Origin of the sequence: Streptomyces sp. NBC_00234 (genome assembly GCF_036195325.1) — a bacterium.
Classification (GTDB): Bacteria; Actinomycetota; Actinomycetes; order Streptomycetales; family Streptomycetaceae; genus Streptomyces.
This window is the reverse complement of sequence record NZ_CP108101.1, coordinates 4679032-4695404: the sequence shown is the minus strand read 5'-3', so window position 1 is coordinate 4695404 and position 16373 is coordinate 4679032. Positions and strand designations below refer to the sequence as shown.

Sequence of the window (16373 nt, the reverse complement as noted above, 5' to 3'; positions counted from 1 at the left end):
TCACTTCGTCCGGTACCGGGACACCGGGGACGCGGGGGCAGGGCGGAAATCCGGTCACCGGGAGCCGTCGGGCCGGGTGTCAGGGCAGGAGTTCGGTCGGCTGGAGTACGGCGAAGGCGGCGCCCTGGTCGTCCTGGACGACCGCCATCCGCCCGTACGGGATGTCGAACGGCGGCGCGGTGACCCGGCCGCCCAGGTGGACGACGGTCTCGGCGGCCCGGTCGCAGTCGGCGACGGCGAAGTAGGTGAGGAAGTAGCTGGGCATCACGGCGGGGAAGGCGTCCGTGATGACACTGCGCCCGCCGACCGCCGTGTCGGGCCCCGGCTCGGCGTCCGCGGGCGACCACATCCGGAAGTCGATGCCGGACTCGGCGGTGCCGGTGGCCCCGACGGCGGTCTCGTCCATGTCCGTGCCCCGGAAACCGAAGACCCGCTCGTAGAAGGCGTCGACGGCCGCCGGCTGCCGGGTGTAGACCTCGGTCCAGCAGAAGGCACCCGGCTCGTTCTGCTTCTCGAAGCCCGCCCGGTCGCCCGCCTGCCACAGACCGAAGACCGCGCCCCCGGGGTCGGCGGCCTGGGCCAGCACCCCGGCCCGGCCCGCGCGCACCGGATCGGTGATCACCTGGCCGCCCGCTTCCCTGATCAGGGCCACCGTGGCGGTGATGTCGTCGGTGGAGAAGTAGACGCCCCAGGCGGTCGGCATCCGGCCGTCCTGTTTCGCCGCGAGTGCGGCGACGAGCCTGCCGTCGCTGTAGGCGTCCGCGAAGGGCAGGCCGTCGCCCGCCCGGAAGGTCCATCCGAAGAGCCCGCCGTAGAAGCGCTTGCCCGCTTCGAGGTCGGAGAGCTGCACATCCACCCAGCACGGCACGGAGTGCGCGAATGCGGCCATGGGCCCGGGTCCTTCCGTAGGAGTGACGCCCGTCACAGTCAACGTAACGGCGGGCGCGTCGGGGCGCGCCCCGACGCGCCTATATAGAACATTCGCCCTAATCGTGAAGGTCCGGTGCCCGGCGTGGACAGAGTTGTCCACCGAAGTTGTCCACAGGCTGTTGATAACACTTATCCACTGCACACAGGAGGCCCGGCATCCCCCTCCCCCTGCGTGGCCGAAAATCCACCACACACCCCGCCGGTCCTGCGGCGTTCCCCATTTGCAGTCGGCCGAATCGCGCTCCGATCACCCCTCGGTAAGCTGACGGCATGACAGGACAAGTACGCACCGTCGACGGCCGCGTGGCCGGTCGACGCGGTCAGGCGACGCGGCAGAAGCTGCTCGACTGCCTCAGCGAGATGCTCAGCTCCTCGCCGTACCGGGACGTCAAAGTCATCGACGTCGCCCGGAAGGCGGGGACTTCACCCGCGACCTTCTATCAGTACTTCCCCGACGTCGAGGGCGCCGTCCTCGAAATCGCCGAGGAGATGGCCAAGGAGGGTGCCGGACTGACCCAACTGGTCGCCGGCCGCTCCTGGGTCGGCAAGGCCGGCTGGCAGACCTCCGAGGAACTGGTCGAGGGATTCCTCGACTTCTGGCGCCGTCACGACGCCATCCTCCGGGTGGTCGACCTCGGCGCGGCCGAAGGCGACAAGCGGTTCTACAAGATCCGCATGAAGATCCTGAACTCGGTCACCAACTCCCTTACGGAGTCGGTGAAGGAGCTCCAGGCCAAGGGCAAGGTCGACAAGGACGTCAGCCCCGCGGCGATGGCGGGCTCCCTGGTCGCGATGCTGGCCGCGGTCGCCTCGCACCAGAAGGGCTTCACCACCTGGGGCGTCAAGCAGGCGGAACTCAAGCCCAACCTCGCCCTGTTGGTGCATCTGGGCATCACCGGCAAGAAGCCGACGAGGTAGACGCGGCGCCGGCTCCCCCTCACACACCGGGCGCCCATCCGCAATCGGGGCGCCCCTGTCCTGTCTCACCGACGGCGGACCGCCTCCTGTGGTCCGCCGTCGGCGCCCGCGGCCCCGGCCGTACGGGCCCTCAGTCCGGCACCTCCCGGCGCTCCAGCCGGAACAGCCGGATCTCCCGCTCGATCCTCGCCTGGTAGGTCGCATAGGGCGGCCAGAACGCCAGCGCCGCCTTCCACACCTCGGCCCGCTCCGGCCCCTGGAGCAGCCGTGCGCGCACCGGGATGTCCCGGCCCTTCCAGCTGACGACGGCCTCGTCCGGGCTGCCGAGCAGATTCGCGGTCCAGGCCGGATGCCCGGTCCGGCCGAAGTTGCTGCCCACCAGGACCCAGCTCTCCGGCGGCCCCTTCTGCGGCATGCAGGCCAGGGGGACCGTTCTCGGCTGCCCGCTCTTCGCGCCGGGCACGGTGAGCACCAGCCCCGGCAGCATCTGCGCGCTGAGCATCACCCTGCCCCGGGTGAGGCGGTGAACCGTGCGGTCCATGACGGGGATGACGTGCGGGGCGATCCGCGCGAAGGAGCGGGTCGACGAGATCTTCTGGACCAGCCGGACTCCGGGCGCCATCAGACGGCCTCCTCTGCCCCGGTGGTACCGGTCAGGAACAGCCCTGCCTGCTGGGCCGCGCGGTCGCGCAACCGGTGGACGGGGCCGAAGAGCAGTTCGTCGGCGGTGGCCCGCTTGAAGTAGAGATGTGCCTCGTGCTCCCAGGTGAAGCCGATGCCGCCGTGCAACTGGACGGCCTCGGCGGCGGTGACCCGGAGCGCCTCCAGCGCCTGCGCGAGGGCCAGGCCGGCCGCCGTCGGGTCCCAGGCCGCGTAGTAGGCCGCCGAGCGGGCCGCCTGCACCCGTACGTAGGCGTCCGCGAGGCGGTGCTTCACCGCCTGGAAGGAACCGATCGCCCGGCCGAACTGCTCGCGGGTCTTCACGTAGTCGACGGTGCGGTCCAGCGCGCTCGCCGCCGCCCCGGCCGCCTCCGCCGCCAGCACGGCGGCGGCCGTGCGCCCGGCCGCGACCAGGGCCGCCGCCGTCTCGACGGCGCTGTCCGCGCCCAGGAGTTCGGCCTCCGTGTCGCGCAGTTCGATGCGCCCGAGCGGCCGTGTCTCGTCCATCGAGGTCTGCCGGGTGCGGACGAGCCCCGCCGCCGTGTCCGTGCGGACGAGGAAGAGGAGCGTGCGGCTGCGCGGGAAGCCACCCGTGTGCGCGGCGACCACGAGAAGGCCCGCGCTGTGGCCGTCGAGGACCTGTGCCGCCTCGCCGTACAGCCGCCAGCCCTCCCCGCCGCCGGCCGGCCTGGCCTGTACGCCGCCGGCCCGGCCGCCGCCCGCCCAGTCGCCGCCGCTGTCGTCGCCGGTGAGGCCGAGCGCGGTGGAGAGACCGGTGCCCGGGACGGCGAGGGTGGCGGTCAGCTCGCCCGAGGCGATGCCCGGGAGCAGGGCGGTGCGCTGGGCCCCGGTGCCGAGTGCGGTGATCAGGGGGGCGGCGAGGGCCGCCGTGGCGAGCAGCGGCGAGGGCAGCAGGGCGCGGCCGGTCTCCTCGCAGGCGAGGGCGAGCTCCGCGGTCCCGCAGCCGACACCTCCGTACGCCTCGGGGATCGCGAGCCCCGGAAGACCGAGATCGCGGGCGAGCTGCCGCCACAGGCCGGTGTCGTACCCGTCGGCGGTCCGTACGGCGGCCCTGACCTCCTCCGGTCCGCAGCGTTTGGCCAGCAGTTCGCGCAGCGTGCGGCGGATCTCGTCCTGTTCCGCGGTGAAGGCGGCGTCCATCGTCGGGCTCCTTCCCCTCGGTCAGGGACCTGCGCCCCGACCTGACGGGGCGTCATGCTAGGTGGGAAGGTCCCAGAATCCCAGTGCCGCGCATCCTCGCTGCGACACAAGCCTCTTGCCGAGCAAGGTATCTGATGTACCGTCAGATTCATGCCTTCCTCATCCTCCACCGCCCCGCGCCGGGTCGCCGCAGTCGGCATATCGCTGGCGGACTGCGGTCGCGTCGACGAGGCCACCCCGTACGCGCTGCACGCCCAGGCCGCCCGCAGGGCGCTCGCCGACTCGGGCCTGGACCGGTCCGTCATCAACGGTTTCGCCTCCGCGGGGCTCGGGACGCTCGCCCCCGTCGAGGTCGCCGAGTACCTCGGCCTCACCCCCACCTGGGTGGACTCCACCGCGGTCGGCGGCGCGACCTGGGAGGTCATGGCGGCCCACGCGGCGGACGCCATCGCCGCCGGTCGCGCCGACGTCGTCCTGCTCGTGTACGGGTCGACGGCCCGGGCCGACATCAAGGCGGGGCGCCGGACGTCGAACCTGTCGTTCGGGGCACGCGGCCCGCTCCAGTTCGAGGTGCCGTACGGGCACTCGCTGATCGCCAAGTACGCGATGGCCGCACGCCGCCACATGCACGAGTACGGGACGACGGCGGAGCAGCTCGCCGAGGTGGCGGTCCAGGCGCGGGCGAACGCGGCGGCCAACCCGGACGCGATGTTCCGGGACCCGATCACGGTGGACGACGTCCTGTCGGGACCGATGGTCGCCGACCCGTTCACCAAACTGCACTGCTGCATCCGCAGCGACGGCGGATGCGCGGTGCTGCTGGCCGCCGAGGAGTACGTACCGGACACGGCGAAGGACCCGGTCTGGATTCTCGGCACGGGTGAGTACGTCTCGCACTCCACGATGTCCGAGTGGGAGGACTTCACCGTCTCCCCCGCGGCGGTCTCGGGCCGGCTGGCCTTCGAACGGGCCGGGGTGCGTCCCGCCGACATCGACCTCGCCGAGATCTACGACGCGTTCACCTATATGACGCTGGTGACGCTGGAGGACCTGGGTTTCTGCGCGAAGGGCGAGGGCGGCCCGTTCATGGAGAAGGGCCGGACGGGGCTGCGGGGGGAGCTCCCGGTCAACACGGACGGCGGCGGGCTGTCGGCCTGCCACCCGGGGATGCGGGGACTGTTCCTGCTGGTGGAGGCGGTACGGCAGCTGCGCGGCGAGGCGGGCGAGCGCCAGGTGCGCCGGGCGGGCGGGCGGCTGCCGGAGCTGGCCGTGGCCTCGGGGACGGGCGGCTGGTTCTGCTCCTCGGGGACGGTGGTGCTGGGACGGGGCTGAGGCAACGCCGCGCGGCGCCGGGGCGCCTCCCGGGAGGCGGCGCGCCCGCGGCCGTCGGGCCTGCGATGGAATGACCCCATGCCCGATTCGCACAGCAGCTTCCTCGACCTGCTCCACGCCCAGCGCGTGTGGGACGTCGACCTCCCCGCCTTCGACCCGGACGCGGCGCCCGCGGACCCGCTCCCCCTCTTCCACGCCTGGTTCGCCGAGGCGGTGGCTGCCGGGCAGCCCGAGCCGCACACCATGTCCCTCGCCACCGTCGACGAGGAGGGCCGCCCCGACGTCCGGACACTGATGCTGCACGACGCGGACGAGCGCGGCTGGCACTTCGCCTCGCACGCCACCAGCGCCAAGGGCCACCAGCTCGCCGCCCGTCCGCACGCCGCACTCGGCTTCTACTGGCCGGCCCAGGGGCGGCAGGTCCGGGTGCGGGGCCCGGTCGTCGCCGCGGGCCCGGCGGAGAGCCTGGCCGATCTGCACGCCCGCTCGACGGGCGCCCTGGCGTCGGCGCTGGTGGGGCGGCAGAGCGAGGTCCTGGACACCCGTGACGAGCTGGTGCGGGCCTCGGAGGCCGCCTGGGAACGCGCCCGCTCCGCACCGGACGCGGACGTGCCGAGCTGGACCCGGTACGTCGTCGAGCCGACGGAGGCCGAGTTCTTCCAGGGCGACGCCCGGCGGCAGCACGTGCGCCTGCGCTACCGCCGGGAGGGCGGGTCATGGGTACGGGAGCTGCTCTGGCCCTGAGCCGGGACGGCACGGGATCGTCTCTTCGATTTCAACAGAAAAGGGGCACTATGGGAGGCAGGTGAGCCGCAGGGAGGCAGCCATGGCACGTGTCCGTTCCCGCTACGCCCCGGACCGCGGTCTGACGACGCGCATGGTGTCGACGATGTTCTTCATCGGCCTGCTGTACGTGGTCTTCGTCGGCGTGCTCCTGGTGGTCCTGCGCGACTCCTGGCCCCTCGTCCTGATCGTCGCGGGCGCCCTCTTCGTCGCCCAGTTCTGGTTCAGCGACCGCATCGCGGCGTACGGGATGGGCGCCCGGGAGGTCACCCCCGAGGAGGCGCCCGAGCTGCACGGCGCCGTCGACCGGATCTGCGCCCTCGCCGACATGCCGAAACCCCGGGTGGCGATCGCCCGAAGCGACGTGCCGAACGCCTTCGCCACCGGCCGCAGCGAACGGACCGCCCTGGTCTGCGCCACCACGGGCCTGCTGCGCAGGCTCGAACCCGAGGAGCTGGAGGGCGTCCTCGCCCACGAGATGTCGCACGTCGCGCACCGCGACGTCGCGGTGATGACGATCGCCTCGTTCCTCGGCGTCCTGGCAGGCGTCATCACCCGGATCGCCCTCTGGGGCGGTTTCGCACGCAACAGCCGCAGCAGCGATCCCGTCGGCATCGTCGTCATGCTCATCCCGCTGATCAGCGCGGTCGTCTACGCCCTGAGCTTCCTGCTGACCCGGCTGCTCTCCCGCTACCGCGAGCTCTCCGCCGACCGCACGGCCGCCCTCCTCACCGGTCGCCCCTCGGCACTCGCCTCCGCGCTGACGAAGATCAGCGGCCAGATGGCCCGGATACCGACGGAGGACCTGCGGAAGGCGGAGCCGTACAACGCCTTCTACTTCATGCCGGCGTTCGCCTCGAAGGAGAGCCTCGGCCGGCTCGTCGCCTCCCACCCGACGCTCGAACAGCGCCTCGACCAGCTCGCCCGCATCTCCGCCGACCTGTCCCGGCCGTAAGGAACGCCCATGGGCCTCCTCGACACGATCCTGGGCCGCAGCAAGCCGGTCCGCCCCGACCTCGACCAGCTCTTCGCCGTCCCCTCCGCCGCGCTCACCCTCCAGGCGGGCACGGGCTTCGCCCCCACCGGACGCGGCTCGGTCTGCTTCGCGGGCGTGGAGGGCGGCGGTTTCGCCCGTCTCCAGGAGGACGTACGCGAACTGCTCGACGCGGACACCGGCCGGGGCGGGATCCCGGTGGAGTTCAGCCGGGACGCGTACGGCTACACCTGGCTGCTCGCCCACCGGCCGGCCGCCGACACGGCGTCCCTGGTCAACGACCTGCACGCGGTCAACACCCTGCTCCAGGACGGCGGCTTCGGCCCGCACCTGCTGTGTTCGCTGATCGGCTTCCACCACCCGGACGGGCGCCCGCTCGCCCTGGTCTACCTCTACAAGCGCGGCACGTTCTATCCGTTCGCCCCCGTTCCGGACGGCCCCGCCGCCGAGAAGCGGGACAACCAGCTGGAGCTGCAGGCCCGGGCAGTCCTGGGCGACGACCTCCGACTGGAGAAGGACCTCGCCCGGTGGTTCCCGGTGTGGGGAGCGCCGGGGCTGTGAGCGGCCGGCCGGTGACGCACAGGTCAGTGCCGCGGCCGGAAGACCGCTACCGCCTCCCCGTCCTCCTGCTGCCGGAAGGCGACCTGGAGCCGCATGCCGACCTCCAGGGACGACGGATCGCAGTCCACGAGCTCCGTCATCATCCGCGGGCCCTCGGCGAGGTCGACGACCGCCGCCGTGTACGGGACGCGGGAGGCGAACGGGGGCAGGTCGTTGCGGTGGACGACGGACCAGGTGTAGAGCGTCGCGTGGCCGCTCGCGCGTTCCCAGGTGACGTCCTCGCTCCAGCAGCGGGGGCAGAACTCCCGCGGGTAGTGGTGGGCCCGGCCGCAGGCGCCGCAGCGGCGCAGCAGCAGGTGGCCCTCGGCCGCCGCGTCCCAGTAGGGGCGGGTGAAGGCGTCCGGTTCGGGGAGGTCGAAACGCGCCGCCGCCGTCACAGGAAGAGTCCGAACGCCGCGTCGAGCGACCAGGTCTGCCAGGACATCGCGAACAGCGCGACGAGCGAGATCAGCGCCATCATCGCGTTCTGCCCCTGCTCGGCCCAGTCGTGGATCATCAGCACCAGGTAGAGGACGTTCAGGAGCAGGCCCGCGGCGAGCGCGACCGGGGTGAGGAATCCGGCGACCAGCCCGAGGCCCAGGGCGAGTTCGGCGTAGACGACGACGTACGCCATGAGCCGGGGGCGGGGTGCGACCACGCGCCGGAAGCCCGTGCGGACCACCGGCCAGCGGTGCTTCCCGGCGACGTCCGCCGCCCAGGCGATGCCGGTACCGCGCTCGAACCAGCCCTTGCGGTCCTTGTGGCGCCAGCTCTCCAGCCACCACAGGCCGAGCCCTATGCGCAGGACGGCGAGCCACTCCGCCCCACCGAGCACGATCGACTGCATCGGCGCTCCCTCCGGTCACGACCCACGATCTGACGGTACGTCAGTTCACCCGATCGGACCGCCCCGCGCAAGAGGTGCCCCGTGATCAATTCGCAACCGATTCCGACCATGACCGAGACCCATCAAGTGAGCGCGCGATTACGCTCCATAACCATGTCCGAAAGCTCACGTACCGACCCCCGGCCCGTCTACGTCATCGGCGGTGGCCCCGGTGGTCTCGCCGTCGCCGCCGCCCTGCGGGAGCAGGGCGTCCGGGCCGTCGTGCTGGAGAAGTCCGAGAGCGTCGGGGCCTCCTGGCGGCGCCACTACGACCGGCTGCGCCTGCACACCACCCGCCACTGGTCCGCGCTGCCGGGCCTGGCGATGCCCCGCCGGTTCGGACGCTGGGTCGCCCGCGCGGACGTGGTGCGCTACCTGGAGAAGTACGCCGAGCACCACGAACTCGAAGTGGTGACCGGCGTGGAGGTCTCCCGCGTCGACCGGACCACCGACGGCACCGGCTGGCAACTGACCGCGAGCGGCGGCCGGGTGCTGACCGGGCGGGCCGTCGTCGTGGCCACGGGCTACAACCACACCCCGCGCGTGCCGGACTGGTCCGGGCGCGAGACGTACACCGGTGAGCTGCTGCACGCCTCGGAGTACCGCGCCCCGTCCCCGTACGCCGGCAAGGACGTCCTCGTCGTCGGCATCGGCAACACGGGGGCCGAGATCGCGGTGGACCTGGTGGAGGGCGGCGCCTCCCGGGTCCGCATCGCGGTCCGCACCGTTCCGCACATCGTGCGGCGCTCCACGGCGGGCTGGCCCGCGCAGGCGACCGGCATTCTCGTACGGCGGCTGCCGGTGCGGCTCGTGGACCGGGCGGGCGGGGTCATGGCGAAGCTCGCCGTCCCGGACCTCTCCGCCCAGGGGCTGCCCCGGCCCGCGACGGGCCTGTACTCCCGGGTCAAGGACGGGGCGATCCCGGTCCAGGACGTGGGGCTGATCGACGCGGTGCGGACGGGCCGGGTGCTGCCCGTGGCGACCGTGGAGTCCTTCGACGGGGACGCGGTCGTCCTGGCCGACGGGACCCGGCTCACCCCGGACGCGGTGATCGCCGCGACCGGGTACCGGCGGGCCCTGGAGGATCTGGTCGGCCACCTCGGCGTCCTGGACGCGCGGGGCCGGCCGGTGGTGCACGGCGGGCGCACCCCGGAGAAGGCCCCGGGCCTGTACTTCACCGGGTTCACCAACCCGATCAGCGGCATGTTCCGCGAAATGGCGCTGGATGCCCGGAAGATAGCGAAGCGGCTGGCGCACAGCGGCTAGACCGTGTCCGCGAAGTCGCGTCTGGTCGGCGGCGACTGGCACGGACACTGCCTAGGGTTTTTCCGCCCGATCCGAACGAGAGGCCCCAGGGCGCGTTACGCCCAGGCCCCTCCGGCCGCGATCCGCCGGGCCCACGGGTCCAGGTCGCCCGGTTCGCGGCCGAGGACCTGCTGGACGCCGTCCCCGAGGCCGGCCGCGTGGCCCCCGCGGTGCACGGCGAACATGGCGTCCAGGAGGTCCACCATCGCCACCGGCCACCCCTCGCCCAGGAGTTCGGCGCGGTACGCCTCCGGGGTCAGCTCCTCGTAACGGATCGGGCGGCCCGCCGCACGCGCGATCGTCTCCGTGGCCTCGGCGAACGTCAGCGCACGCGGTCCCGTCAGTTCGTAGGTCCGGCCGGCGTGACCGTCGCGGGTGAGGAGAGCCGCCGCGACCTCGGCCACGTCCTCGGCGTCGACGAACGGCTCGGGCATCGCACCGATCGGCAGGGCCAGGCGGCCCGCCCTCAGCGGGGCGAGCCACAGGTCCTCGTCGAAGTTCTGGAAGAAGTTGTTGGGCCTGATGATCGTCCACTCGGCGCCGGACTCCCGTACGGCCGCCTCGCCCGCCGCCATGCCCTGCCCGAAACCGTCCCCGGCCGCCTCGATCCCGTGCCCGGACAGCGCCACGAAGCGGCGCACCCCCGCGTTCACCGCCTCCGCGACGAACTCCTCGACGGGGGACGGGTCTTCGGGCGACACCAGGTAGACGGCCGCGGCACCGTCCAGCGCGGGCCGCCAGGTCGCCGGGAGCGTCCAGTCGAAGGTGACGTCGCCGGAGCGCGAGGCCGCCCGGACCCCGGCCGTGCCGGTGGCGCGCAGGTGCCGGACGACCCGGCGGCCCGTCTTGCCGGTCGCGCCCAGGACGAGGATGTCGGAGGAGGTGGTGCGCGTGCTCTGCGGTGCCTGCGTCGTCTTCGTTGTCATGGGGCAAGTCCATCGCGTGACGGGGTACGGAACCATGGCCGTCCGTCCGCGGTGCATAGGAGATCGTCCGCCCCGCCCGTGCGTCTGCCTATCGTGGCGCCATGGATGTGTTCGATGAACTGTTGCGCGGCGTCCGGGGCAAGGGCGCGGTGTTCGGCCGTTCGGTGCTGTGGCCGCCGTGGTCGCTGCGGTTCACGGACGGGGCGTATCTGACCCTGTGCGTGCCGCTGCGGGGCGCCGGGTGGATCGTCCCGGAGGGTGGTGCGCCGCAACGGGTGGGGCTCGGTGAGGCGGCGATCGTACGGGGGCCGGCGCCGTTCGTCTTCACCGACGACCCGGAGCCGGGCACGGGTGACGGGACGGGGGCGGGGGCTGCGGTACGGGACGTGCGCTGGCTGACCGCCACGGGCGGCGACCAGGCCCCCGCCGATGAGATCACCGGCCCCACCGTGCTGCTGGCAGCCGCCTACGACGTACAGGCCGAGGCTCCGCAACGGCTGCTGCGCGTCCTGCCACCGGCGCTCGTCGTACCGGACGGCGACGACTGCGCGCCGATGCGGGACTACCTGGAGGCGCAGATCACCGGGGCGCGGCCGGGCCGGCAGATCGTGCTCGACCGGCTGCTCGACTGGCTGCTGGTGTGCACGCTGCGCGACTGGTTCGACCGGCCGGAGGCCGAGCCGCCCAAGTGGTACCAGGCGCTGGGCGACGAGGTGGCGGGGCCCGCGCTGCGCGCGATGCACGAGGACCCGGCGCACCCGTGGACGACCGCGGAGCTGGCGAGCCGGGCCGGGGTGTCGCGCACGACCCTGGCCAAGCGGTTCACGGAGCTGGTCGGGGAGGGCCCGGTGGCGTATCTGACGGAGTGGCGGATGACGCTCGCCGCCGATCTGCTGAGCCGCCCCGAGCTGACGGTGGCGTCCGTGGCGCGCCGCGTGGGGTACGCGGACGCGTTCGGCTTCAGCGCCGCGTTCAAGCGGCTGCGGGGCGAGAGCCCCAGCGCGTACCGCCGGGCCGTGCCCGAAGCCCGCCGGGAGCACGAGGCCCCGGCGGGCTGAGCGGCGGGGGCGTCCGGTCAGACCCGCCAGGCGCCCTCCGCCGCCGCGTCCCGCACGAAGTCGGAGAAGTCGCGGGGCGCGCGGCCGAGTGCGCGCCGGACCCCGTCGGCCACCGCGGCCTCGCGGCCGGTCCGGAACGGTTCCAGCGCGGCCGTCCAGAGCTCCGCCTCGTCCTCGGGCACTCCTTGGGCGATCAGGCCCGAGCGGAACGCGTCCTCGTCCGTCGGGACATAGGCGGCCCGGTTCCCGGTCGCCTTCGCGATCTCGGCGAGCGCCTCGTCGACGGTGAGCGCCCGGGGGCCGGACAGTTCGTACACCTCGCCCGCGTGGCCGTCGCCGGTCAGTGCGGCGACGGCCACCGCCGCGATGTCCTCGGCGTCGACGAACGCGGCGGCGCCGTCCGCGGTGGGCAGCGCGAGTTCGCCGGCGTTCACGTCGTCCAGGAAGACGCCCTCACTGAAGTTCTGGGCGAACCAGCCGGGGCGCAGGATCGTCCAGGCCACACCCGAGGCCCGTACCGCGGCCTCCGCCTCCGTGTGCGGCCCGGTGCCGTCGTAGGACGCCCCGAAGTATCCGGGGACGTCCACTCCGCGTGCGGAGAGCAGCACCAGCCGCCGCACCCCGCTCGCCACGGCCTCCTCCACGAGGGCGGGCGCCGGGGAGGGCGAGGTGTCGAGCGGGACGAGGTAGGCGGCGGTGGCCCCGGCGAGTGCGGGCCGCCAGGTGGCCCGGTCCGCCCAGTCGAACGGGGTCTCCCCCGACCTCGAGGCGGCCCGTGTCTCCACACCCTGGGCGCGGAGCCGGGCCACGACGCGGCGCCCGGTCTTGCCGGTGCCGCCGATCACCACTACGGATTCGTTTGTCATGATCCGAGCGTGCTCCTGAGCACCGGCCCGTGCCCATGTCCCACCGTCCGGGATGGATGTCCGGACGTCCGCCGCCGCCTCGGCGCCTACGCCTCGGGCGTGGCGTTCACGACGACCTTCGCCGTGTTGTTACGGGTGTTGGGGTCGAACGGGAACGCGGGCAGGCCGGGGCTCTCGGGGCGCAGGTAGAGGCGGCCCTCGGCATCCGGGACGACCTCGTCGATGCGCAGCTGGAAGGCGAAGGAACGCTTCGCGCTCTCCGACACCCAGTACGGCATCGCGCACGAGTAGCGCGGGGCGCCGAGGTGCTGCGGGTGGTACGCGCCCGCCAGCGTCCGGGCCTCGCAGCCTTCGGGGGCGCCGGTGACCGTCACGCCCTGCGGGACGGTGAAGTCGACGACCGCGACGGAGTCGCCGGATCCCAGGTTGCCGACCCAGGCCGGTCCCTTGTTGCGGAAGGTGAGCGCGGCATCGACCGTGTCACCGGCGGCGCCCTCCACCCGGGCGCCGCGGACGGCGAAGTCCGCGGTGCCGGCGGCCTCGAAGGCGACGATGCCGTAGTTGTCCTCGCCCGAGAGGTCCGTGGCGCCGGCGCCGGGCTCGACGGTGACGTCGAGCCGCTCGTTCATCGCGTACGCGGCGAGCGCGAGGTCCAGTCCGCCGGGGAGGGTGAACGTCTCACCCGGCTCGATCGCCTCGCCGAACGCGCAGTCCACGTGGGTCATGGGCGCGTAGTCGCCGGCCGTTTCCCGGTACGTGCACTCGGGGTGCCGCGCGGCGAAGCCGAGCCCGTACGAGGCGGACATGCGCAGGGAGAAGCCGTCGGACCGCTCGTTGCCCTTGTTCGTCACGGTCAGGGGGACGTCGTGGACGGCCCCCGGGACGGTGCCGGTGACCGGGGCGAGCCCGCCGAGCGCGAGGTCGGGGCCGGACGCCACCGACAGGGTCGTGTCGAACGAGTCGAGCGGGGCCCGCATCTCGCCCGCCGGGCCGGTCGCGACGGCGGAGTAGACGATCCGGCCCTGGGCACCGGCGACGGCACCGTCCGCGGCGCGGACCGTCAGGTGCACCTGCGGGGTGTAGTCGCCCCAGCCGACGGGGACTTCGGGCACGCTGCACACGGCCGTGGTACCGCTCGGCGCGCAGTTCTCGGGCCAGGTCACCTCGGCGATCCCGGCGATCCCGGTGATGTCGACCGTGAGGCGGCCGTCGGTGACGGTGTAGTTCTCGTTGTCGTGCGTGAGGCCGATGTCGAGCCGGCGCTCCTCCGGAGCGCCGCCGGCCGTGCCGAGCGGCAGGCTCTGCTCGCTCGGGGCGTTGATCCACAGCGTGTCGCTCTGGGCCGCGGCGACGGCGGGCGCGGCCTGGCCGGCCATCAGCAGGACGCCGGCGGCAACGGCGCAGGTCCCGAGGTGTACGGCACGACGGGTCGGGACAGGTCTCATGAAATCCCCCATGGGCGGAGCTCGGACGGTCGGTGCCGGAAAAGCCGGCATCCCGTTGGACCAGCGGGCGGGGCGCGAGGTTGTAGGGCGAGTGGATCTTGCCGGCTCCGGCATCTCCGGCAGCCTTTGCCTGCACACCCATTCCTGACGGGCCGTCAGTTCAGTAACCTGACAAGGCGTCAGTTATGGAATGCGGGTCCCGGACGACCCCGGGGCTCCCGTTCGGACACATCGAGCAGAAGTGGGCGGAACGATGCTTGGATCGACTCACGGCACCCTCACCACACACTTCCGCGCCAGGGTGGATGCCTGCGGCGAGGAGCCGCACGCCGCCGTCCACAGCATGGCGACAGCGACGGCGGAGGGCGGTCTCGATGTCAGCGGACGACCGCTGCACGCGCCCGTACCCGATCTGGACCGGTTCTTCCGGCCCGAGTCCGTGGCCGTCGTCGGCGCGTCCGACACCGAGGGGCGGCCCAACACCGGGATCACCCGCCAGCTCGTCGCCTGGGCCGAGCGGGTCGGGGCGCGACTGCATCCGGTGCACCCCACACGGGAGTCCGTCTTCGGACTGGCCTGCTCCCCCTCCGTCGCCGACCTGCCCGAACAGGTCGATCTGGCCGTCCTGCTGGTCGCCGACCCGCTGCCCCTGATCGAGGAACTGGCCGCGTCCAAGGTGAAGTTCGCCGTTGCCTTCGCCTCCGGCTTCGCCGAGACCGGCGAGGCGGGGACCGCGGCCCAGGCGCGGCTGTCGGCCGCCGTCGAGCGGTCGGGGCTCCGGCTCCTGGGGCCGAACACCAACCTCAACGCCTTCGAGTCGTTCCGGGAGGACCTGGACGGGCCCGCCATCGCGCTGATCACCCAGTCCGGGCACCAGGGCCGCCCCGTCCACACCCTTCAGGAACTGGGCATCCGGCTCTCCCACTGGGCACCCACCGGCAACGAGGCCGACCTGGAGACCGCCGACTTCATCTCGTACTTCGCCGGGCGCCCCGAGGTCGGAGCCATCGCCTGTTACGTCGAGGGGCTCAAGGACGGCCGCTCCTTCCTGCTCGCCGCCGACCGGGCGGCGCGGGCCGGCGTACCGGTCGTGGCGGTCAAGGTGGGGCGTACGGAAACGGGAGCCAGGACGGCCGCCTCGCACACCGGCAAGCTGACCGGCACTGACCAGGTGGTGGACGCGGCGATGCGGCAGTTCGGGGTGATCCGCGTGGACGGGCTCGACGAACTCCAGGACACCGCGGCCCTGCTGGCCCGGGCGCGCCCGCCGCGCGCCGACGGTGTCGTCGTCTATTCGATCTCGGGCGGCACGGGCGCGCACTTCTCGGACCTGGCGACCGGCGCGGGACTGAGCCTGCCCACCCTGTCCGAGGCGAAGCAGCGCGAGCTGCACGAGTGGATACCCGACTACCTGAACGTGGCGAACCCGGTCGACAACGGGGGACATCCCGTCGGCGACTGGCGCGGCCGGAAGATCATCGACGCGATCCTCGCCGATCCGGACGTCGGCGTCCTGATCTGCCCGATCACCGGCCCGTTCCCCCCGATGAGCGACCGGCTCGCCCAGGACCTGGTGGACGCGGCGGAGGCCACGGACAAGCTGATCTGCGTGGTGTGGGGCTCGCCCGTCGGTACGGAGGACGCCTACCGCACCACGCTGCTCGGCTCGTCCCGGGTCGCCACCTTCCGTACGTTCCGCAACTGCATCGGCGCCGTGAAGGCGTATCTGGACCACCACCGCTTCGCCACGTCCTACCGCTCGCCCTTCGACGACGCACCGCGCACGCCGTCGCCCTCGTTCCGCAAGGCCCAGGCCCTGTTGCGCCCCGGCCAGCAGCTGAGCGAGCACGCGGCGAAGCAGCTCCTGCGCGCGTACGGCATCCGCGTGCCGCGCGAGCAGCTGGTGACCAGCGCCGCGGCGGCGGTCCGGGCGGCCGGTCTGGTCGGATACCCGGTCGTCATGAAGGCGTCCGGCACCCGGCTCGCGCACAAGACGGAACTCGGCCTGGTCAAGGTCGGGCTCACCTCCGCCAGCCAGGTCCGCGACGCCTACCGCGAACTCACCGACATCGCTCGCTTCGAATCCGTCGACCTGGACGGGGTCCTGGTGTGCCAGATGGTCGAGCGGGGCGTGGAGATGATGGTCGGTGTCACCCAGGACGCCCTGTTCGGGCCGACCGTCACGGTCGGGCTCGGCGGTGTGCTCGTGGAGGTCCTGCACGACGCGGCGGTCCGGGTGCCGCCCTTCGGCGAGGACCAGACGCGGGCGATGCTCGGCGAACTGCGCGGCCGTGCACTCCTGGACGGCGTACGCGGCGGGCCGCCGCTCGATGTCGACGCACTCGTCGAAGTGATCCTGCGGGTCCAGCGGATGGCCCTGGAACTGGGCGACGACCTCGTGGAACTGGACATCAACCCCCTGGTCGTCCTCGGCCGCGGCCAGGGCGCGGTGGCCCTGGACGCACTCGCCCTCTGTCGTTGAACCGACGCCCGCCCCGAAGGAGCTCCT

16 protein-coding genes are annotated in these 16373 nt (G+C 72.9%); 8 read left to right on the top strand and 8 right to left on the bottom strand.

What is annotated here, in order from left to right; translation table 11 throughout:
* Nucleotides 1-79: 79 nt before the first annotated feature.
* A complete protein-coding gene (locus tag OG230_RS20760; RefSeq protein WP_328905226.1) occupies nucleotides 80-889 on the bottom strand; it encodes a VOC family protein in 810 nt (269 codons plus the stop codon).
* A gap of 311 nt (nucleotides 890-1200) precedes the next feature.
* Here OG230_RS20760 and OG230_RS20755 point away from each other — a divergent pair, with 311 nt between their 5' ends.
* A complete protein-coding gene (locus OG230_RS20755; protein WP_328905225.1) occupies nucleotides 1201-1848 on the top strand; it encodes a TetR family transcriptional regulator in 648 nt (215 codons plus the stop codon).
* 130 nt (nucleotides 1849-1978) lie between these two features.
* Here OG230_RS20755 and OG230_RS20750 read toward each other — a convergent pair whose 3' ends face one another.
* The gene (locus OG230_RS20750; RefSeq protein ID WP_328905224.1) at nucleotides 1979-2470 is read right to left on the bottom strand and encodes a nitroreductase family deazaflavin-dependent oxidoreductase; all 492 of its coding nucleotides are present in this window, start codon (nucleotides 2468-2470) and stop codon (nucleotides 1979-1981) included.
* Nucleotides 2470-3669 (bottom strand): acyl-CoA dehydrogenase family protein, encoded by a 1200-nt coding sequence (locus OG230_RS20745; protein ID WP_328905223.1) that lies wholly within the window; start codon nucleotides 3667-3669, stop codon nucleotides 2470-2472. The genes OG230_RS20750 and OG230_RS20745 overlap by 1 nt, the downstream gene beginning before the upstream one ends.
* Before the next feature lie 150 nt (nucleotides 3670-3819).
* Between OG230_RS20745 and OG230_RS20740 the strand changes: the two genes are divergently transcribed.
* From OG230_RS20740 to pspAB, 4 genes are all read left to right on the top strand, one after another.
* Complete coding sequence (locus OG230_RS20740; RefSeq protein WP_328905222.1) at nucleotides 3820-5001, top strand: thiolase C-terminal domain-containing protein; 1182 nt, start codon at nucleotides 3820-3822, stop codon at nucleotides 4999-5001.
* Nucleotides 5002-5079: 78 nt separating this feature from the next.
* Nucleotides 5080-5745 carry a pyridoxine/pyridoxamine 5'-phosphate oxidase gene (locus tag OG230_RS20735; protein ID WP_328905221.1) on the top strand — a complete coding sequence of 222 codons (666 nt, stop codon included), beginning with the start codon at nucleotides 5080-5082 and terminating at the stop codon, nucleotides 5743-5745.
* Between the two features lie 82 nt (nucleotides 5746-5827).
* Nucleotides 5828-6739: a zinc metalloprotease HtpX gene (htpX, locus tag OG230_RS20730; RefSeq protein WP_328905220.1), complete on the top strand. Its 912-nt coding sequence runs from the start codon at nucleotides 5828-5830 to the stop codon at nucleotides 6737-6739.
* A 9-nt stretch (nucleotides 6740-6748) separates the two neighbouring features.
* Nucleotides 6749-7339 carry a PspA-associated protein PspAB gene (gene pspAB / locus OG230_RS20725; protein ID WP_328905219.1) on the top strand — a complete coding sequence of 197 codons (591 nt, stop codon included), beginning with the start codon at nucleotides 6749-6751 and terminating at the stop codon, nucleotides 7337-7339.
* A gap of 23 nt (nucleotides 7340-7362) precedes the next feature.
* On the opposite strand, the gene OG230_RS20720 is transcribed toward pspAB, so the two are convergent.
* Both OG230_RS20720 and OG230_RS20715 read right to left on the bottom strand, forming a co-directional pair.
* Nucleotides 7363-7776, bottom strand: coding sequence for a Zn-ribbon domain-containing OB-fold protein (locus tag OG230_RS20720; RefSeq protein WP_328905218.1), 414 nt, complete (start codon nucleotides 7774-7776; stop codon nucleotides 7363-7365).
* Nucleotides 7773-8225 carry a DoxX family protein gene (locus OG230_RS20715; RefSeq protein WP_328905217.1) on the bottom strand — a complete coding sequence of 151 codons (453 nt, stop codon included), beginning with the start codon at nucleotides 8223-8225 and terminating at the stop codon, nucleotides 7773-7775. Before OG230_RS20715 ends, OG230_RS20720 begins: the two co-directional genes overlap by 4 nt.
* 153 nt (nucleotides 8226-8378) lie before the next feature.
* Here OG230_RS20715 and OG230_RS20710 point away from each other — a divergent pair, with 153 nt between their 5' ends.
* The gene (locus OG230_RS20710) at nucleotides 8379-9530 is read left to right on the top strand and encodes a flavin-containing monooxygenase (RefSeq protein WP_443051346.1); all 1152 of its coding nucleotides are present in this window, start codon (nucleotides 8379-8381) and stop codon (nucleotides 9528-9530) included.
* A gap of 95 nt (nucleotides 9531-9625) precedes the next feature.
* On the opposite strand, the gene OG230_RS20705 is transcribed toward OG230_RS20710, so the two are convergent.
* On the bottom strand, nucleotides 9626-10495 hold the full coding sequence (locus tag OG230_RS20705; protein ID WP_328905215.1) for an NAD(P)H-binding protein: 870 nt from the start codon (nucleotides 10493-10495) through the stop codon (nucleotides 9626-9628).
* Between the two features lie 101 nt (nucleotides 10496-10596).
* On the opposite strand from OG230_RS20705, the gene OG230_RS20700 reads away from it, so the two are divergent.
* On the top strand, nucleotides 10597-11553 hold the full coding sequence (locus OG230_RS20700; RefSeq protein WP_328905214.1) for an AraC family transcriptional regulator: 957 nt from the start codon (nucleotides 10597-10599) through the stop codon (nucleotides 11551-11553).
* Between the two features lie 17 nt (nucleotides 11554-11570).
* Here OG230_RS20700 and OG230_RS20695 read toward each other — a convergent pair whose 3' ends face one another.
* Both OG230_RS20695 and OG230_RS20690 read right to left on the bottom strand, forming a co-directional pair.
* Complete coding sequence (locus OG230_RS20695) at nucleotides 11571-12419, bottom strand: NAD(P)H-binding protein (RefSeq protein WP_328905213.1); 849 nt, start codon at nucleotides 12417-12419, stop codon at nucleotides 11571-11573.
* 86 nt (nucleotides 12420-12505) lie between these two features.
* Nucleotides 12506-13864 (bottom strand): hypothetical protein, encoded by a 1359-nt coding sequence (locus OG230_RS20690; RefSeq protein WP_328905212.1) that lies wholly within the window; start codon nucleotides 13862-13864, stop codon nucleotides 12506-12508.
* Between the two features lie 253 nt (nucleotides 13865-14117).
* On the opposite strand from OG230_RS20690, the gene OG230_RS20685 reads away from it, so the two are divergent.
* Entirely contained in the window at nucleotides 14118-16346 is a 2229-nt protein-coding gene (locus OG230_RS20685; protein WP_328905211.1) for an acetate--CoA ligase family protein, read from the top strand.
* Nucleotides 16347-16373 lie beyond the last annotated feature (27 nt).